We start from the raw sequence: 17,165 nt of genomic DNA, 5'->3' as shown, positions 1-17,165 counted from the left end.
CCTGGTGCGTCAAGCAACTTCCGCGAGGCGCCTGCCTGCCACCTGCATCACGAATTCGGGAACAGCAGCCACATCCGGCCGACCTGCTTCATCCGCCCGGCCTGATCGCCTGCGTCGTCGCCGAGCCCCCAGAAATAGTCGGCCCGCACGCCGCCCTTGATCGCGGAGCCCGTATCCTGCGCGAACACCAGCCGGTTCATCGGCGTATTCGTCAGCGGGCGCGTGGTCTGCAGGAACACCGGCGTGCCGAGCGGGATCGACGACGGGTCGACCGCGATCGAGCGCTCCGGCGTCAGCGGCACGCCGAGCGCGCCGATCGGGCCGTCCGCGCCGCCGTGCGGCGCATCCTCCTTGGTCGGCATGTCGCGGAAGAACACGAACCGCGGGTTCGTGTCGAGCAACGCGTCGACGCGATTCGGGTTCGCCTTCGCCCACGCCTTGATGCCCTGCATCGTCGCCTGGGCGGGAGTCAGTTCGCCGCGATCGAGCAGCCACTTGCCGATCGAACGGTACGGCTGGTTGTTGGTGCCACCGAAGCCGACCCGCATCACCGAACCGTCGTCGAGCAGCACGCGCCCCGAGCCCTGCACCTGCAGGAAGAACGCCTCGATCGGGTCGTCGACCCACACGAGTTCGTTGCCGTTCAGGATGCCGGCACGTTCGAGCTGCGCGCGTGCCGGCAGCGCGGCGCCGGCGCGATAACCGGCCGGCCAGCGGTACAGCGCGTACTGATACGGGCCGCGACGCACGCGCGAACCATGCAGCAGCGGCTCGTAATAGCCGGTCACCAGCCCGTCGAGCGTACCGTCGGTGTTCGCGAGCTGGAACGGCGTGAAATACGTTTCGAAGAACGCCCGCGCACTGCTGACGTCAAGCTCGTCGAGCCGGTCGGCAGCCGCACACGCACGCTGCCAGGCCGGCTGGCGCGCAAGCCGCACGCAGTTCTGCCGCAACGCGGCCGTCGCGCCGATCAGCGAATCGTCCTGCCAGCCCGGCACCTGCTGCCACGCGACCGGCGTGAGCCGCTTCGCGGCGACCTGCCCCGGCACGATCGCCGCGCCGGTCGGCGGTTTCAGCGACGAAGTCCGCGTCGGCGCGCCGCCGCACGCCGCAAGCAGCACCGCCGCCGCGGCCGCTGCCACCCACCCGGCCAACCGGGGCCCAAACCACATACAATGTCCGTTCTTGATGGAAACCGCCATGTCAGATTTTCTCGACCAATATCCGATGCTCATCTTCGCGCTCGAAGCCTTCGTAGCGCTTGCCCTGCTGATCTTCATCGTCGTGTGGACGTCGTCGGGCAGAAAGAAGCATGCCCGCGGCGGCAACAACGACCGCCAGCCGCGCTGACGCGCTTCGCACGCTCAATGCAGCGTGCGCGGCATGTGGAGTGCGAACTCGTCGACCGGCGCCTCGAAACGCTCGCCGTCTTCCGCCACGCAGAAATACGCGCCCCGCATCGTGCCGACCGGCGTCGCGATCACGGCCCAGCTCGTGTATTCGAAGTGCTCGCCCGGCTGCAGCAGCGGCTGGTGCCCGACGACGCCGAGCCCCTTCACTTCCTGCACGTGGTTCTCGCTGTCCGTGATGATCCAGTGACGCGCGATCAGCTGCGCCGCGACTTGTCCCGTGTTGCGGATCGTCAGCGTGTACGCGAATGCATATTGACGGCGATCGGGGTCGGATTGTTCCGGCAGGTAGCTGGTTTTCACCGAAACGGTGAACTGATACTGACTCATGATGTTTCCGGTGGAAGGTGACTGTCCGTGCCGGCATGGGCAACGGGGCCGCGGGCGCGCCGCATTGGTTCGGCATTCTATGCGCAATCGGGCCTCGGCCGCACGGCCCGCCGCCGCGCACGGGGTCGCCGGACGGTAGAATGACGGTTTTGCGCCGCAACGTCCCCGCTCCCCTGCCATGACCCAATTCCGTATCGCTCCCAGCATCCTGTCGGCCGATTTCGCACGGCTCGGCGAAGAAGTCCGCAACGTCGTCGCTGCCGGCGCCGACTGGATCCACTTCGACGTGATGGACAACCATTATGTGCCGAACCTGACGATCGGCCCGCTCGTGTGCGAAGCGATCCGCCCGCACGTGCAGGTGCCGATCGACGTGCACCTGATGGTGCGCCCGGTCGACCGGATCGTGCCCGATTTTGCGAAGGCCGGTGCGAACCTGATCAGCTTCCACCCGGAAGGCTCCGATCACATCGACCGCACGCTGTCGCTGATCCGTGACCACGGCTGCAAGGCCGGTCTCGTGTTCAATCCGGCGACGCCGCTGAACTACCTCGATCACGTGATGGATCGTCTCGACTTCGTGCTGCTGATGTCGGTCAACCCGGGCTTCGGCGGCCAGTCGTTCATCCCGGAGACGCTGAACAAGCTGCGCGAAGCACGCGCACGCATCGACGCGTACACCGAGCGCACCGGCCGCGAGATCCTGCTCGAAGTCGACGGCGGCGTGAAAACCGACAACATCGCCGAAATCGCGGCGGCCGGTGCCGACACCTTCGTCGCGGGTTCGGCGATCTTCGGCAAGCCCGACTACCGCAAGGTGATCGACGAGATGCGCGCCGCGCTCGCTACCGTCGAGCGGAGCTGACGCCGTGACCGATTCGTCGCTCGCCGGCCGTGCGCCGGCCGGGGCCGCAGCTGAAGCCGCCCCGATCCGCTTCGCCGCGCCGCGCATCGACGCGGCGCTGATCGATCTCGACGGCACGATGGTCGACACGGCCGACGATTTCACGGCCGGCCTGAACGGGATGCTCGCGCAGCTCGGCGCGCCGGCCACGTCGCGTGACGAGGTGGTCGGCTACGTCGGCAAGGGCTCCGAACACCTGATCCAGAGCGTGCTGAAACCGCGCTTCCCGGCCGACGAAGCACACGCGCGCTTCGACGACGCACTGGCGATCTACCAGACCGAATACGCGAAGATCAACGGCCGCCACACGCGCCTGTATCCGGACGTGGCCGCCGGTCTCGACGCGTTGCGTGCGGCCGGCATCCGGCTCGCGTGCGTGACGAACAAGCCGCATCGCTTCGCCGTCGAACTGCTCGAGCAATACGGGCTGGCCGATTGCTTTGGCGTCGTGCTCGGCGGCGACAGCGTCGCGCGCAAGAAGCCCGATCCGCTGCCGATGCTGACGGCCTGCAACGCGCTCGGCGTCGCTCCGGATGCGGCCGTCGCGATCGGCGACTCGGAAAACGATGCGCTGGCGGGCCGCGCGGCCGGGATGGCGACGCTGACTGTGCCGTACGGCTACAACCACGGCAAAGCTATACAAACGATAAATTCGGATGGTATAGTCGATTCGTTGCTGGTCGCAGCTCGCGCAATTACCGCGCACAACACCGGCCGGCCAACCCTCTGATTATTTCTTCCATCTGCATGTTTCTGAATAAAAAACGGAGTCTGAGCAGCATCGACCGGGGAGCCTGGCCCTGGCGTCGCTGGTCGCGCTGACCTCTTCGATGAGGTACGCTGAAGCACGTCTTCAGCGCCGTTTTTTATCTCGCTGCGCATCCGCGCGCCGATCGTCGCACCACCTCGAGTTCCACCGCGTCCGAACGCTTGCGTTCAGGGTCGGCCGCAGGCTCGCGACGCTCGCGCTCCGGAGCCCGCCCGCCGGCACCAGGCACACCACGATCGACCGCCCTTTCGCCGACGGCAACCCGCGCAGCGTCAAGTGATCCCTGGCGCACGCGCCGCTCGTCCCGAACAGGACCGGAACATGACCGAACTCGAATTCCAATCGCTCGCGAACGAAGGCTACAACCGCATCCCGCTGATCGCGGAAGCCCTCGCCGATCTCGAAACGCCGCTGTCCCTCTACCTGAAGCTGGCCCAGCCCGAACGTTCGGGCGCCAACTCGTTCCTGCTCGAATCGGTGGTCGGCGGTGAACGTTTCGGCCGCTATTCGTTCATCGGCCTGCCTGCCCGCACGCTCGTGCGCACCCGCAACGGCGTGTCGGAAGTCGTGCGCGACGGCCAGGTCGTCGAAACGCATGACGGTGACCCGTTCCAGTTCATCGAATCGTTCCAGGCGCGCTTCAAGGTGGCGCAGCGCCCGGGCCTGCCGCGCTTCTGCGGCGGTCTCGCCGGTTATTTCGGCTACGACGCGGTACGCTACATCGAGAAGAAGCTCGCGCACACCGCGCCGCGCGACGATCTCGGCCTGCCCGACATCCAGTTGCTGCTGACCGAGGAAGTCGCGGTGATCGACAACCTCGCCGGCAAGCTGTACCTGATCATCTACGCGGACCCGAGCCAGGCCGAAGCCTACACGAAGGCGAAACAGCGCCTGCGCGAACTGAAACAGCGCCTGCGCACGACCGTGCAGCCGCCCGTCACGTCGGCGAGCGTGCGCACCGAAACCTTCCGCGAGTTCAAGAAGGACGACTATCTGGCCGCCGTGCGCCAGGCGAAGGAATACATCGCGGCCGGCGAGCTGATGCAGATCCAGGTCGGCCAGCGGCTGACGAAGCCGTACCGCGACAATCCGCTGTCGCTGTATCGCGCGCTGCGTTCGCTGAACCCGTCGCCGTACATGTACTACTACAACTTCGGCGATTTCCACGTGGTCGGCGCATCGCCGGAAATCCTCGTGCGCCAGGAAAAACGCGGCGAAGACCAGATCGTCACGATCCGTCCGCTCGCCGGCACGCGCCCGCGCGGCAACACGCCCGAGCGCGACGCCGAACTCGCGACCGAACTGCTCAACGACCCGAAGGAGATCGCCGAGCACGTGATGCTGATCGACCTTGCGCGCAACGACGTCGGCCGCATCGCGGAGATCGGCTCGGTGCAGGTGACCGACAAGATGGTCATCGAGAAATACTCGCACGTGCAGCACATCGTCAGCTCGGTCGAAGGCAAGCTGAAACCCGGGATGACGAACTACGACGTGCTGCGCGCGACGTTCCCGGCCGGCACGTTGTCCGGCGCGCCGAAGGTGCGCGCGATGGAACTGATCGACGAGCTCGAGCCGGTCAAGCGCGGGTTGTACGGCGGCGCCGTCGGCTACCTGTCGTTCTCGGGCGAGATGGATCTCGCGATCGCGATCCGCACGGGCCTGATCCACAACGGCAACCTGTATGTGCAAGCGGCGGCCGGCGTCGTCGCGGATTCGGTGCCCGAATCCGAATGGCAAGAGACCGAGAACAAGGCGCGCGCGGTGCTGCGTGCGGCCGAACAGGTCCAGGACGGCCTCGATAGCGACTTCTGACCGGAGACTGACCATGCTGCTGATGATCGACAACTACGACTCGTTTACCTACAACCTGGTCCAGTACTTCGGCGAACTCGGCGAGGACGTACGCACCTACCGCAACGACGAAATCACGCTCGACGAGATCGCGCGCCTGAATCCCGACGCGATCTGCCTGTCGCCTGGCCCGAGCAACCCGCAACACGCGGGCATCACGCTCGACGTGCTGCGTGAATTCTCGGGCAAGAAGCCGATCCTGGGCGTGTGCCTCGGCCACCAGGCGATCGGCGAGGCGTTCGGCGGCCGCGTCGTGCGCGCGAAGACCATCATGCACGGCAAGGTGAGCAAGATCGAAACCGACTGCCGCGGCGTATTCGCCGACCTGCCGAAGCACTTCGACGTCACGCGCTATCACTCGCTCGCGATCGAGCGCGAATCGCTGCCCGACTGCCTCGAGGTGTCCGCGTGGACCGACGACGGCGAAATCATGGGCGTGCGCCACAAGACGCTGCCGATCGAAGGCGTACAGTTCCACCCGGAATCGATCCTGTCCGAGCATGGCCATGCGCTGCTCGAGAATTTCCTGAAACAGGCACGCGCCGCAGCCGCGCAAGCCGCCTGACGGGAGCCTCACGATGACGATTACCCCGCAGGAAGCGCTGCAGCGCACGATCGAACACCGCGAGATCTTCCACGACGAGATGCTGCACCTGATGCGGCTCATCATGCGCGGCGACATGTCGCCCGTGATGGCGGCCGCGATCATCACCGGGCTGCGCGTGAAGAAGGAGACGATCGGCGAGATCGCCGCCGCCGCGACCGTGATGCGCGAATTCGCGAACCACGTCGAGGTGCAGGACAACTCGAACTTCGTCGACATCGTCGGCACCGGCGGCGACGGCTCGCACACGTTCAACATCTCGACCGCGTCGATGTTCGTCACGGCCGCGGCCGGCGCGAAGGTCGCGAAGCACGGCAACCGCGGCGTATCGAGCAAGTCCGGCAGCGCCGACGTGCTCGAGGCGCTCGGCGTGAACATCGACCTGCAGTCCGACCAGGTCGCCGCGTCGATCGCCGAAACGGGCATGGGCTTCATGTTCGCGCCGAACCATCATCCGGCGATGAAGAACATCGCAGCCGTGCGCCGCGAGCTCGGCGTGCGCACGATCTTCAACATTCTCGGCCCGTTGACCAATCCGGCCGGCGCGCCGAACCAGCTGATGGGCGTATTCCACCCCGACCTCGTCGGCATCCAGGTGCGCGTGATGCAGCGTCTCGGCGCGCAGCACGTGCTCGTGGTGTACGGCAAGGACGGGATGGACGAGGTTTCGCTCGGCGCCGCGACGCTCGTCGGTGAATTGCGCGACGGCAAGGTGCACGAATACGAGATCCATCCGGAAGATTTCGGCCTGCAGATGGTGTCGAACCGCACGCTGAAGGTGGAAAATGCCGACGAATCGCGCACGATGCTGCTCGGCGCGCTGGACAACCAGCCGGGCGTCGCGCGCGAGATCGTCACGCTGAATGCGGGCACCGCACTCTATGCGGCGAACGTCGCCGAATCGATCGCGGACGGCATCCAGCTCGCCCGCGAAGCGATCGCGAGCGGCAAGGCGCGCGCGAAGGTCGACGAACTCGTGCGCTTCACGCAGCAGTTCAAGCGCTGACTCCCCTTACGAATCAAGCAGGAACCCACATGAGCGACATTCTCGACCGAATCATCGCCGTCAAGCGCGAAGAAGTCGCGGCGGCCATGCGCAGCGCGCCGCTCGAGGCACTGACACTGGAAGCCTCCGCGCGCGACCTGCGCGACTTCGTCGGCGCATTGCGCGCGAAGCACGCAGCCGGCCACGCGGCCGTGATCTCCGAAATCAAGAAGGCCAGCCCGTCGAAGGGCGTGCTGCGCGAGCATTTCGTGCCGGCCGACATCGCCCGTTCGTATGCGGAGCACGGTGCCGCGTGCCTGTCGGTACTGACCGACGAGCAGTTCTTCCAGGGCAGCGTCCGTTATCTCGAGGAAGCGCGCGCGGCCTGCGCGCTGCCGGTGCTGCGCAAGGACTTCATCGTCGACGCGTACCAGATCGTGGAAGCGCGCGCGATGGGCGCGGACGCGATCCTGCTGATCGCCGCCGCGCTCGACACCCCGCTGATGCAGGATCTCGAAGCGTATGCCCACTCGCTCGGCCTCGCGGTGCTGGTCGAAGTGCATGACCGCAACGAGATGGAACAGGCGCTGACGCTCAAGACGCCGCTGCTCGGCATCAACAACCGCAACCTGCGCACGTTCGAGACATCGATCCAGACCACGCTCGACATGCTCGACATGATTCCGGCGGACCGCATCGTCGTGACCGAGTCGGGGATCCTGTCGCGCACCGACGTCGACACGATGCGCGCGGCGAACGTGAACACGTTCCTCGTCGGAGAAGCGTTCATGCGCGCCGACCAGCCGGGCGAGGAACTCGCGCGGATGTTCTTCTGATGGCGATCGAAAAGGAAATCAAGCTCGCGCTGCCGGCCGGCCAGGCCGAGGCCGCGCGACGCTTCTTCGAGACGCTGACCGGCGAGCCCGGCCACGACATCACGCTCGCGAACGTCTACTACGACACGCCCGATCTCGCGCTGGCCCGCTCGAAGAGCGCGGTGCGCGTGCGCCGCGCGCCGCAGGGCTGGCTGCAGACGTTCAAGACGGTCGGCAGCGCGGAAGGCGGCCTGCACCGCCGCCACGAATGGGAGCTGCCGGTCGCCGGCGACGCGCTCGAGATCGATGCGCTCGTCGCGGCCTGCGACGTGCCGGAGGCCGCCGCCGCACTGAATGACGCGGCCGGCACGCTGCGTGCGCTGTTCCGCACGGATTTTTCGCGTACCCTGTGGCGCATCGCAATCGGCGGCGCAACCGTCGAAGCCGCGGTGGACGTCGGCGAGATCGTCGTCCAGGCGGAACACGAAACGCGCCGCGAACCGATCAGCGAAATCGAACTCGAACTGATCGACGGCCCGGAAGCGGCGCTCGCAACGCTCGCCGCCGAACTGCAGCAGGCGCTGCCGGGCCTCGCTCCCGAAAACATCAGCAAGGCGCAGCGCGGCTACCGGCTGCGCGCGCAATAACCCGCATCACGCATGGCAACCCGCAAGACTTCCCGCGCGCCGCAACAGGCGTCGCTGTTCGACGATCTCGTCTCCGATACACCCGCCGGCTCCCCGTCATCCACGGCCTCCGCCCCCGCGGCTCCGGCGACTGACCCAACTTCGGCCGCCCCGGCCGCGCCTGCCGCGACGCCGGGCGACATCCAGCATCTCGCCGCGCAATTCGACGCGCTGCCCGACGCATGGCGCGCGGTCCTTGCGCCGTTCGTCGCCAGCGACGCGTATGCGCCGCTGTGCCGCTTCGTCGACGACGAGCGTGCGGCCGGCAAGACGGTCTACCCGACCGACGTGTTCCGCGCGCTGCGCCTGACGAGCCCGGACGACGTGAAAGTCGTGATCCTCGGCCAGGATCCGTATCACGGCGACGATCGTGGCACGCCGCAAGCGCACGGACTCGCGTTCTCGGTGCCGCCCGCCGTGCGCACGCCGCCGTCGCTGCGCAACATCTTCAAGGAAATCGCCGCGAACTTCGGTCATGACACGCCACGCCACGGCTGCCTCGACACCTGGGCGCGCCAGGGCGTGCTGCTGCTCAACACGGTGCTGACGGTCGAGCGCGGCGCGGCCGCGAGCCACGCGAAGCGCGGCTGGGAGCAGTGCACGGACACGCTGATCCGCGAACTCGCCGGCCGCCATCGCGGGCTCGTGTTCATGCTGTGGGGCGCACACGCGCAGGCGAAGCGCGCACTGTTCGACGCAAGCGCGCATTGCGTGCTCGAGGCGCCGCATCCGTCGCCGCTGTCCGCGCACCGCGGTTTCCTCGGTTGCCGCCATTTCGCGCTCGCGAACGATTACCTCGCGGCGCACGATCGCGCGCCGATCGACTGGCGCCTGCCGGACGAGGCCGAGACGTTCGCGTAACGCCGCCACGTTTGCGCCCCACCGGCAAAAACGCCGCGCACCTTCCGGTACGCGGCGTTTTTGTTTGCCTTGGCTGACGGACGGGCCGCCACCGGCCTTACGCGGCGGCGATCGCTTCGCGGGCGCTGGCGAGCGCGGCGCTCTGCGCGTCCGGCCCGAGGTTCAGGCCTTCAGCGTGAATGAAGTTCACGTCGGTCAGGCCGATGAAGCCGAGGAACGAGCGCAGGTACGGCGTCTGGCTGTCGTTCGGCGTACCCAGGTACTTGCCGCCGCGGGCCGTCACCACGTGAACCTTCTTGCCCTTGATCAGGCCTTCCGGACCGTTTTCGGTGTAGCGGAACGTGACGCCTGCGCGGGCGATCCAGTCGAAATACGCTTTCAGTTGCGACGACACGCCGAAGTTGTACATCGGTGCGCCGATCACGACGATGTCGGCGGCTTGCAGTTCGGCGATCAGTGCATCGCTCTTCGCGACGATCGCATTCTGTTCCGCGCTGCGCTTGTCGGCCGGCGTGAAGAACGCGCCGAGCACCGATTCGTCGAGGTGCGGCAGCGCGTCGGCCAGCAGGTCGCGAACCACGACCTTCGAGCCGGGGTTCGATTGTTGCAGCTTTGCCGTCAGTTCGTTGGCCAGCAGCGTGGATTGCGCACCTTGCGAACGCGCCGCGGAATTGATTTGCAGAATGGTCGTCATGTCAGGCTCCAGTAGGGTTGCGCTTCGCGGTAGCGCGAGTGACGCCATTGTGCGTGGCCGAATGACCGCGAAAAAGCGGGTTCAGGGCGACGGATTGTTGCAACAACAGAACAATCCTCGATCGCGCCCCGATACCCGCCTTCGTACGCTCAGCCCTTCAGCCAGGCTTCCCGGGCCTTCGATACCGCCGCCGGCTTCGCGGCCGCCGTCAGCCGGTAGCGCGTGACTTCGGGGCCGTCGAGCTTCAGTTTCGCGGTACGCAGCTCGTCGCGACGGAATGCGTGCACCTCGACCTTGTCGCCCGGCCGGTAGCGCGCGAGCAGCGCGTCGAGGTTGGTGCCCGTGACGCGCAGCCCGTCGACCGCGATCAGCGTGTCGCCGGCCGACAGCCCCGCGCGATGGGCAGCGCCGCCCTCGTAGACCGCCGCGAACGTGCAGTCCGCGCCGCCTCGCAGACGCGCGCCGATCGTCGGCTTCGCGGCCGCGCCGTTCGCGACATCGGGCGCCAGCGTCACGCCGAACGGTGCGAGCAGTTCGGCGAGCGGCAGGTCGCGCGTGCCGTGCACGGCATCGGTGAACAGGCGGCCGAGTGCAACGCCCGTCGCCGCTTCGATCAGCGCCTCGACTTCGTTTTCCTTGACGCCCGCCTGCTTGCCGCGGTAGAAATCGCGGCCGTAGCGCTGCCACAGCAGGCGCATCACGTCGTCGAGCGATTTCCGGTTGCGCGTCTGCGCCCGGATCGCGAGGTCGAACGCGAGCGCGACCAGCGAACCCTTCGTGTAATAGCTGACGATCGCGTTGGTCGCGTTCTCGTCCTGGCGGTAGTACTTGATCCACGCGTCGAACGAGCTTTCCGCGACGCTTTGCTTGAGCCGGCCCGTGCCGCGCAGCACACCGCCGACCGTGCGGCCGAGCGCCGCGAAATATTCGTCCTGCGACATCAGCCCGCTGCGCACCAGCATCAAGTCGTCGTAATACGACGTGAAGCCTTCGAACAGCCACAGCAGCGACGTGTAATTCTCGCGCGTCAGGTCGTACGGTACGAACGCCGCCGGCTTGATGCGCTTCACGTTCCAGGTATGGAAGTATTCGTGGCTGCAGAGACCGAGGTACGTGCGATAGCCTTCCGTCGTTTCGGGTCGCCCCTTCACCGGCAGGTCGGTACGGTTGCAGATCAGCGCGGTCGACGCGCGATGCTCGAGGCCGCCGTAACCGTCGCTGACCGCAAGCGTCATGAACACGTAACGGTCCATCGGCGCCTTCTTCGATTTCGGCTCGAACAGCGCGATCTGTGCTTCGCACACGCGTTTCAGGTCGGTGCGCAGGCGCTCGATGTCGAGCTGCGTCACACGCCCCACGATCACGATGTCGTGCGGCACGCCGTGCGCATCGAACGTTGCCAGCGCGAATTCGCCGATCGTCACCGGATGGTCGGAAAGCTCGTCGTAATTCGATGCGCGGTACGCGCCGAACCCGTAGCGCTTCGTGCCGCGCGCCTCGGGCAACGCGGTGCCGACGCGCCACGCGCGGAACGCCGCGCCGGCCGGCTTCCCGATGGCGACTTCACACGGCGCGTCCTCGCGGCCGGCGACGCTCAGGAACACGGCCGTCGCGTTGAAGAAGCCGCCCGATTCGTCGAGATACGCGGAGCGCACCGACAGGTCCCACGCGTACACGTCGTAGCGCAGCGTCAATGCACCCTTCACCGGCGCGGCCTGCCAGCTGCGCTTGTCGGTCTTTGCGATCCGCACCTTGCGGCCCGCGTCGTTGAATGCGCCGAGCGTCACGATGTTGCGCGCGAACTCGCGCACGAGGTAGCTGCCCGGAATCCACACCGGCAGCGAAAAGCGCTGGCCTTCGGGGTCGGGATCGGTGACCGTCACCGACACTTCGAACAGGTGCGCGGCAAGATCTTTCGGGACAATCGAATAGCGGATCGGCGTTTTCATCGTGGGAATCGGTCGGGGAGGCGGCGTCAGAAACGACGAGAGGCGCCGGGCGGGAACCCCGTGCGCCCCTCGCGCCGGCCGGGCCTGGCGGCCCGGCGCATCAATCGGTTACTTGCTCGACGCGAGCGCCTGGTTGAGCTGGTCGGCCGACACGGCACCCGGCAGGCGGCGGCCGTCCGGCAGGAAGATCGTCGGCGTGCCCGTGACGTTCATCCCGCGGCCGAGCGCAAGGTTCTTGTCGAGCGCGCTCGTGTCGCAGCTCGCGGCGTTCGCCGGCGCGCGATGGTCGAGCATCCAGCTCTGCCACGTTTTCGCGCGGTCGGTCGCACACCAGATCGCCTTCGACTTGGCGGTCGAATCCGGCGACAGCACCGGGTACAGGAACGTGTAGACGGTCACGTTGTCGACCGACTGCAGCGTCGTCTCGAGCTTCTTGCAGTACGGGCAGTTCGGATCGGAGAACACTGCGATCTTGCGGGCGCCGTTGCCCTTGACGACCTTGATCGCATTCGCGAACGGCAGGCTCGCGAAGTCGATCTTGTTGATTTCGGACAGGCGCGCGTCGGTCAGGTTCTTGTGCGTCTTGGTGTCGACGAGATCGCCGAGCAGCACGTAGTCGCCCGCCGCATCGCTATAGATGATCTGCGAGCCGAGGTTCACTTCGTACAGGCCCGCGACCGGTGATTTCGACACGCTCTTGATCGGCGCGTCGTTGCCGAGGCGGGCCTGCAGCGTGGCTTTCAGCTTGTCGGTGGTCTGGTCGGCCTGCGCGGTGCAGCCGAGCGTCGCCATCGTGACGGCCAGCGCCAGCGACGCGATGCGGATCGTTTTTTTCATTGAAATCTTCCTTCAGCTCAATCGGTGTTCACGGCACAGTGTACGCCGTAACGGAACCGTGTCCGACCGGCGATGCAGCCGAAGGTTCGATCAGCCGAGCGCGGCCGACACGAGCCAGCGTTTCACGAGCGGCTGCGCACCGACGAACGCCATGCCCGCATTGCGCACGGCCTTCGCGAGCGAGCCCGGCACCGCGAACAGCCGCTGCAGGCCGTCGGTTGCGACCATCAGCGCGCGGATGTCCTCGCGGCGCGAACGCTCGTAGCGGCGCAGCAGCACCGTATCGCCGAGGTTGCGGAAGCTTTCCTTGCCTGCGATCGCGTCGGCAAGCGCCGCCACGTCGCGCAGCCCGAGGTTCATCCCCTGTCCCGCGAGCGGGTGGATCAGGTGCGCGGCATCTCCGACGAGCGCGACGCGCGGCGCGATCAGCTTGTCGACCGTCTGCAGCGCCAGCGGGAAGCCGGCGGCCGGCGTCACGCAGTCGAGGGTGCCGACCTGGCCATGCGATACGCGCTCGACCTCCGCCGCGAGCTGCGCCGGATCGAGTGCGAGCAATTCGTCCGCATGCGCGGTGTGCGCGGACCAGACGAGCGACACATGACCGTCCGGCAGCGGCAGCAGCGCGACGATCTCGCCTTCGTGGAACCATTGATAGGCCGTCTCGCGATGCGGCAGCGACGCCTTGAAGTTCGCGACGACACCGGTTTGCCGGTAATCGCGCCGTTCGACTTTGGCCCCCATTTGCGAGCGCACCCACGAATGCGCGCCGTCCGCGCCGACGACGAGGTCCGCTTCCAGCACCTGCCCCGACGACAGCGTGAGCACGGCTGCGTCGTCGTGTACGTCGAAGCCCTGCGCGCGCGCCTCGAACCACGTGAGGTTCGGCTGGAACCGCAGCGCGGCGTCGAGCGACGCCTCGACCAGCGACGATTCGGCGATCCACGCGAGCTGCGGCACGGACGCCTGGTACGCGGAGAAATGCAGTTCCGCGTGCGCGTCGCCGTACACGCGCATGTCGTAGACCGGCGCGAGGCGGCCATGGTCGAGCGCCTGCCAGACCCGCAGCCGCTCGAGCAAGGCCTGCGAACTGGAGGACAGCGCGTAGACGCGCGTGTCGAACGCGAGATCGGCGGGGCGCGGCGTGGCCGGCTGGGCGAGCAAGGCAGTCTTGTAGCCGGACTGGGTCAGTGCGAGCGCGGCCGTCTTGCCGACGAGCCCGCCGCCGACCACGGCGACGTCGAAGGAGTGGTGGGCAGTCATGGCGGGCATTATAGCCGCGGGGCCAAACCCTTACGCGGCCGGACTTTGCGGGAAATCAGGGGAATCGCTGGATAGCGCCGCCGCGGTCGGCCGCACGGCGTCGTCCGTTCGGCCGACGCCCGGAAACCGGCGCGGCGGCACGGTACAATAGGGCCTTTGAACGCCGGCTCGTCGCGCGATGCGACGGCCGCCCCCTTGTCCCGCGCCGCCGCGCCCTGTCCGGCCGCGCCGCCTTACCCGTCCGAAGGATTCCATGAGTCTCAAATGCGGCATCGTCGGCTTGCCCAACGTCGGCAAGTCCACCCTGTTCAATGCGCTGACCAAGGCCGGCATCGCCGCCGAGAACTACCCGTTCTGCACGATCGAGCCGAACGTCGGCATCGTCGAAGTGCCCGACACGCGCCTGAAGGCGCTCTCCGAGGTCGTCAAGCCGGAGCGTGTCGTGCCGGCCGTCGTCGAGTTCGTCGACATCGCGGGCCTCGTCGCAGGCGCGAGCAAGGGTGAAGGCCTCGGCAACCAGTTCCTCGCCAACATTCGCGAAACCGATGCAATCACGCACGTCGTGCGCTGCTTCGAGGACGAGAACGTCATTCACGTCGCCGGCAAGGTCAGCCCGATCGACGACATCGAAGTGATCAATACCGAACTCGCGCTTGCCGACCTCGGCACCGTCGAGAAGGCGCTCACGCGCTATTCGAAGGCTGCGAAGTCGGGTAACGACAAGGAAGCGGCGAAGCTCGTCGCGGTGCTCGAGAAGGTGCGCGCGCAGCTCGACCAGGGCAAGGCCGTGCGCGGCCTCGCGCTGTCGGACGACGAAGAGGCGCTGCTCAAGCCGTTCTGCCTGATCACCGCGAAGCCGGCGATGTACGTGGCCAACGTGAAGGACGACGGTTTCGAGAACAACCCGCACCTCGATGCGGTGCGCAAGTACGCGGAAAGCGAGAATGCGCCGGTGGTCGCCGTGTGCGCGGCGATCGAGGCGGAAATCGCCGATCTCGACGATGCCGACAAGGAAGCGTTCCTCGCCGACATGGGCATGGAAGAGCCGGGCCTCGACCGCGTGATCCGCGCGGGCTTCAAGCTGCTCGGCCTGCAGACCTACTTCACCGCCGGCGTGAAGGAAGTGCGCGCGTGGACGATCCATATCGGCGACACGGCACCGCAGGCGGCCGGCGTGATCCACACCGACTTCGAGCGCGGCTTCATCCGTGCGCAGACGATCGCGTTCGACGACTTCATCACGTACAAGGGCGAGCAAGGTGCGAAGGAAGCCGGCAAGATGCGCGCCGAAGGGAAGGAATATGTCGTGCACGACGGGGATGTGATGAACTTCCTGTTCAACGTCTGAGCGAACGGCCGGCATCGGCCGGCCCGTCTCCTGCAAGCCCGCGGCCCACGGTGGTCGCGGGCTTTTTTGTTGCGGCGCGGCCGTCGCCTTCGAGAAGCGCGGCGTTCAGGCCCGCTTCCACCACGACGCCTCCCTTTGGACGACTTGCTTGTCGGGAATGGCCTCCGCGTTGGCGGGCAGCGAGGCATCGTTCGGAACGGGAGCCGTCACGACTCCCGCGACGCCGCGCGCTGCGGATTGGTCGACGATATGCAGCTTGAGCGTTTCGCCCGATGCCTGGCGTTCGCGCCGGACGTAGATGTTATAGGGCGCCTGGCGCTTGCTCGTATCCAGAAAGCGGACTTCCGCGTCCGACGAGAATGCTTTCAGCTGCGCTTCGATCTCTTTCCGGGAATTGCATTCGCCCTCGTCCGTGCGCGCCTTGATGTCCTTGATCGGCCCCGCCACCACGAACTTGTCGCAGCCTGCCGCGCCGATCGCCTTCGCCAGGGTTGCCATGTCGTCGTTCTTGAGACCGAACGGCGTCGACAGATGCGCACCGCGAAGGCTGCCTTGCCTGGAAAGGCCGGTTACCGTCAGGCAAGAGCTGATGTTGGGATAGCAGAGATTCGCGTCCGCGCCGAGTTCGCGACCGATCCGCGCAACGCTGTTCTCGCTGACAACGGCACCGTGCTCGGCCGCTTGTCTTTGAATAACGCGCGCGCCGCTGAACAAGTGGCTGGTCGGCTTCAGCGGCTCCAATATGTCGGGCATTGTGCGAAAGGTGGATGGATGGGCCGCCGGCGAATGAGATTGATTCGCGGTGCCCGCTTGGGCTCCCTGTCCGATCGCGGACGATGTCGTTCCTGTAACGCCGAAATTCATCAGATGTCCGCAAGCCGCTCCCGATCCGGTGGAATGGCGTGACACGTCGCCTCCGACGCCTCCGTGACCTTTCGCCAGCCTGCCTCATAGTGAAAGTGATCCTCCACGCGACACGCCTTCGACGCCGGAGCGGCCCCACGATCGCGCGATCCCTTCGCGGGAAAGGCGCTCGTATCGCGCCGAACAGCCCCCGCCATCCGCAGTCTTCGACAACCCGGCCCCATGCGCCCGGCGACAGGCGAAAACATCGCCACGCATCCGAAGACTTGCGCAGCGGGTTATCCGATTATTTCGATTTTGTTCACTATCGCCATCGCCGATGTCATTCGATTCATTTTCAAAAGCGTCAACGCCACAAGAACAACCAATTCAATCAAAAAAAATCAGATGTTTTAAAAAAGATCCCACCAGTACAATGACTCGCCTCCCATACCAAAACAAAATAATCAGAGGCGCTGAAGTCGCTTTATACGATCAATCACAATCATATAAGGGGCTGACCAATGAAAAATCATCACAACCCATTCCGAGGTGCTTCAGTCGCGCTGGCCGTGTTGTGCATGCATGCAGGGCCGCTGTACGCGCAATCCCTCCCCGGGATTCCCGATCCCGCGGCGGTCGGCCTGACGCCGGGTGTCGGGCAGAACGGCGCGCCGACCGTATCCGCGTGTTTTTATAATTACCGCACGCACGTTTCCGCCGGCTTTCCCACCCAGATCGCATCGGGCTGGATCATCACCAATCAGCTCAATAATCCACAATGCATTCCGCCCGGCGGACTGCCGGGTCCCAATTGGCAGGAAATGACGTATTTCAATAACATGCCCGTGGGCTCGACCATCTCGGCCTGCTGGAGTTTTTCGTGGCCGGCCAACTGGCAACCGATTGGCTATACCACCGATCCGTCGAAGTGCGGCTACTATCCGAGCGGTCCCATACCGGGCGCTCAGCCCAATGTCGTATTCCTGAAACGGACACAATAACGCCGCCGGGCCG

18 protein-coding genes are annotated in these 17,165 nt (G+C 66.2%); 11 read left to right on the top strand and 7 right to left on the bottom strand.

Annotation, left to right across the window (positions count from 1 at the left end; all coding sequences use genetic code 11):
• Positions 1-47: 47 nt before the first annotated feature.
• On the bottom strand, positions 48-1,172 hold the full coding sequence (locus WT26_RS05910; protein WP_231130461.1) for a murein transglycosylase A: 1,125 nt from the start codon (positions 1,170-1,172) through the stop codon (positions 48-50).
• A gap of 28 nt (positions 1,173-1,200) precedes the next feature.
• On the opposite strand from WT26_RS05910, the gene WT26_RS38345 reads away from it, so the two are divergent.
• Positions 1,201-1,350: a hypothetical protein gene (locus tag WT26_RS38345; protein WP_231130460.1), complete on the top strand. Its 150-nt coding sequence runs from the start codon at positions 1,201-1,203 to the stop codon at positions 1,348-1,350.
• Between the two features lie 14 nt (positions 1,351-1,364).
• On the opposite strand, the gene apaG is transcribed toward WT26_RS38345, so the two are convergent.
• On the bottom strand, positions 1,365-1,739 hold the full coding sequence (apaG, locus tag WT26_RS05905; RefSeq protein ID WP_011350820.1) for a Co2+/Mg2+ efflux protein ApaG: 375 nt from the start codon (positions 1,737-1,739) through the stop codon (positions 1,365-1,367).
• Between the two features lie 178 nt (positions 1,740-1,917).
• Here apaG and rpe point away from each other — a divergent pair, with 178 nt between their 5' ends.
• The 8 genes from rpe (at position 1,918) to WT26_RS05865 (ending at position 9,217) form a co-directional block, all read left to right on the top strand.
• Positions 1,918-2,604 carry a ribulose-phosphate 3-epimerase gene (rpe, locus tag WT26_RS05900; RefSeq protein ID WP_011883156.1) on the top strand — a complete coding sequence of 229 codons (687 nt, stop codon included), beginning with the start codon at positions 1,918-1,920 and terminating at the stop codon, positions 2,602-2,604.
• 4 nt (positions 2,605-2,608) lie between these two features.
• Positions 2,609-3,373: a phosphoglycolate phosphatase gene (locus WT26_RS05895; RefSeq protein ID WP_059522358.1), complete on the top strand. Its 765-nt coding sequence runs from the start codon at positions 2,609-2,611 to the stop codon at positions 3,371-3,373.
• Between the two features lie 360 nt (positions 3,374-3,733).
• The gene (trpE, locus tag WT26_RS05890) at positions 3,734-5,227 is read left to right on the top strand and encodes an anthranilate synthase component I (protein WP_059522357.1); all 1,494 of its coding nucleotides are present in this window, start codon (positions 3,734-3,736) and stop codon (positions 5,225-5,227) included.
• A 13-nt stretch (positions 5,228-5,240) separates the two neighbouring features.
• Positions 5,241-5,831, top strand: coding sequence for an aminodeoxychorismate/anthranilate synthase component II (locus WT26_RS05885; RefSeq protein WP_027788471.1), 591 nt, complete (start codon positions 5,241-5,243; stop codon positions 5,829-5,831).
• Positions 5,832-5,844: 13 nt separating this feature from the next.
• Positions 5,845-6,876 (top strand): anthranilate phosphoribosyltransferase, encoded by a 1,032-nt coding sequence (gene trpD / locus WT26_RS05880; RefSeq protein WP_043191545.1) that lies wholly within the window; start codon positions 5,845-5,847, stop codon positions 6,874-6,876.
• Between the two features lie 29 nt (positions 6,877-6,905).
• The gene (gene trpC / locus WT26_RS05875) at positions 6,906-7,691 is read left to right on the top strand and encodes an indole-3-glycerol phosphate synthase TrpC (RefSeq protein WP_059522355.1); all 786 of its coding nucleotides are present in this window, start codon (positions 6,906-6,908) and stop codon (positions 7,689-7,691) included.
• The gene (locus WT26_RS05870; RefSeq protein ID WP_059522354.1) at positions 7,691-8,317 is read left to right on the top strand and encodes a CYTH domain-containing protein; all 627 of its coding nucleotides are present in this window, start codon (positions 7,691-7,693) and stop codon (positions 8,315-8,317) included. Before trpC ends, WT26_RS05870 begins: the two co-directional genes overlap by 1 nt.
• Positions 8,318-8,329: 12 nt before the next feature.
• A complete protein-coding gene (locus WT26_RS05865) occupies positions 8,330-9,217 on the top strand; it encodes a uracil-DNA glycosylase (protein WP_069272363.1) in 888 nt (295 codons plus the stop codon).
• A gap of 97 nt (positions 9,218-9,314) precedes the next feature.
• Here the strand turns inward: WT26_RS05865 and WT26_RS05860 are convergent, their stop codons facing one another.
• The 4 genes from WT26_RS05860 to WT26_RS05845 form a co-directional block, all read right to left on the bottom strand.
• Positions 9,315-9,911 carry an FMN-dependent NADH-azoreductase gene (locus tag WT26_RS05860; RefSeq protein WP_059522352.1) on the bottom strand — a complete coding sequence of 199 codons (597 nt, stop codon included), beginning with the start codon at positions 9,909-9,911 and terminating at the stop codon, positions 9,315-9,317.
• 149 nt (positions 9,912-10,060) lie between these two features.
• Complete coding sequence (locus WT26_RS05855) at positions 10,061-11,860, bottom strand: M61 family metallopeptidase (protein ID WP_069272362.1); 1,800 nt, start codon at positions 11,858-11,860, stop codon at positions 10,061-10,063.
• Between the two features lie 108 nt (positions 11,861-11,968).
• On the bottom strand, positions 11,969-12,697 hold the full coding sequence (locus tag WT26_RS05850; RefSeq protein WP_069272361.1) for a DsbC family protein: 729 nt from the start codon (positions 12,695-12,697) through the stop codon (positions 11,969-11,971).
• Positions 12,698-12,787: 90 nt separating this feature from the next.
• On the bottom strand, positions 12,788-13,966 hold the full coding sequence (locus tag WT26_RS05845; protein ID WP_059522349.1) for a UbiH/UbiF family hydroxylase: 1,179 nt from the start codon (positions 13,964-13,966) through the stop codon (positions 12,788-12,790).
• A 244-nt stretch (positions 13,967-14,210) separates the two neighbouring features.
• Here WT26_RS05845 and ychF point away from each other — a divergent pair, with 244 nt between their 5' ends.
• The gene (gene ychF / locus WT26_RS05840) at positions 14,211-15,305 is read left to right on the top strand and encodes a redox-regulated ATPase YchF (protein ID WP_059665927.1); all 1,095 of its coding nucleotides are present in this window, start codon (positions 14,211-14,213) and stop codon (positions 15,303-15,305) included.
• Between the two features lie 105 nt (positions 15,306-15,410).
• Here the strand turns inward: ychF and WT26_RS05835 are convergent, their stop codons facing one another.
• Positions 15,411-16,169 carry a hypothetical protein gene (locus WT26_RS05835; protein WP_230461603.1) on the bottom strand — a complete coding sequence of 253 codons (759 nt, stop codon included), beginning with the start codon at positions 16,167-16,169 and terminating at the stop codon, positions 15,411-15,413.
• Positions 16,170-16,729: 560 nt separating this feature from the next.
• Between WT26_RS05835 and WT26_RS35295 the strand changes: the two genes are divergently transcribed.
• Positions 16,730-17,152 carry a hypothetical protein gene (locus WT26_RS35295; protein WP_230461627.1) on the top strand — a complete coding sequence of 141 codons (423 nt, stop codon included), beginning with the start codon at positions 16,730-16,732 and terminating at the stop codon, positions 17,150-17,152.
• Positions 17,153-17,165 lie beyond the last annotated feature (13 nt).

This window comes from Burkholderia cepacia (assembly GCF_001718835.1).
GTDB classification, from domain to species: Bacteria; Pseudomonadota; Gammaproteobacteria; order Burkholderiales; family Burkholderiaceae; genus Burkholderia; species Burkholderia cepacia_F.
Note: the sequence above shows the minus strand (reverse complement) of the source record. Positions and strands in the feature narration are given on the sequence as shown.

What these genes read in the sequence shown, in the direction of transcription:
- WT26_RS05910 (WP_231130461.1), bottom strand. Translation starts at nt 1,172, where the DNA reads ATGTGGTTTGGGCCCCGGTTGGCCGGGTGGGTGGCAGCGGCCGCGGCG.
- WT26_RS05850 (WP_069272361.1), bottom strand. Translation starts at nt 12,697, where the DNA reads ATGAAAAAAACGATCCGCATCGCGTCGCTGGCGCTGGCCGTCACGATG.
- rpe (WP_011883156.1), top strand. Translation starts at nt 1,918, where the DNA reads ATGACCCAATTCCGTATCGCTCCCAGCATCCTGTCGGCCGATTTCGCA.
- WT26_RS05865 (WP_069272363.1), top strand. Translation starts at nt 8,330, where the DNA reads ATGGCAACCCGCAAGACTTCCCGCGCGCCGCAACAGGCGTCGCTGTTC.
- WT26_RS05845 (WP_059522349.1), bottom strand. Translation starts at nt 13,966, where the DNA reads ATGCCCGCCATGACTGCCCACCACTCCTTCGACGTCGCCGTGGTCGGC.
- ychF (WP_059665927.1), top strand. Translation starts at nt 14,211, where the DNA reads ATGAGTCTCAAATGCGGCATCGTCGGCTTGCCCAACGTCGGCAAGTCC.
- WT26_RS38345 (WP_231130460.1), top strand. Translation starts at nt 1,201, where the DNA reads ATGTCAGATTTTCTCGACCAATATCCGATGCTCATCTTCGCGCTCGAA.
- WT26_RS05835 (WP_230461603.1), bottom strand. Translation starts at nt 16,169, where the DNA reads ATGAATTTCGGCGTTACAGGAACGACATCGTCCGCGATCGGACAGGGA.
- WT26_RS35295 (WP_230461627.1), top strand. Translation starts at nt 16,730, where the DNA reads ATGCATGCAGGGCCGCTGTACGCGCAATCCCTCCCCGGGATTCCCGAT.
- WT26_RS05885 (WP_027788471.1), top strand. Translation starts at nt 5,241, where the DNA reads ATGCTGCTGATGATCGACAACTACGACTCGTTTACCTACAACCTGGTC.
- trpE (WP_059522357.1), top strand. Translation starts at nt 3,734, where the DNA reads ATGACCGAACTCGAATTCCAATCGCTCGCGAACGAAGGCTACAACCGC.
- WT26_RS05860 (WP_059522352.1), bottom strand. Translation starts at nt 9,911, where the DNA reads ATGACGACCATTCTGCAAATCAATTCCGCGGCGCGTTCGCAAGGTGCG.
- apaG (WP_011350820.1), bottom strand. Translation starts at nt 1,739, where the DNA reads ATGAGTCAGTATCAGTTCACCGTTTCGGTGAAAACCAGCTACCTGCCG.
- trpC (WP_059522355.1), top strand. Translation starts at nt 6,906, where the DNA reads ATGAGCGACATTCTCGACCGAATCATCGCCGTCAAGCGCGAAGAAGTC.
- WT26_RS05855 (WP_069272362.1), bottom strand. Translation starts at nt 11,860, where the DNA reads ATGAAAACGCCGATCCGCTATTCGATTGTCCCGAAAGATCTTGCCGCG.
- trpD (WP_043191545.1), top strand. Translation starts at nt 5,845, where the DNA reads ATGACGATTACCCCGCAGGAAGCGCTGCAGCGCACGATCGAACACCGC.
- WT26_RS05870 (WP_059522354.1), top strand. Translation starts at nt 7,691, where the DNA reads ATGGCGATCGAAAAGGAAATCAAGCTCGCGCTGCCGGCCGGCCAGGCC.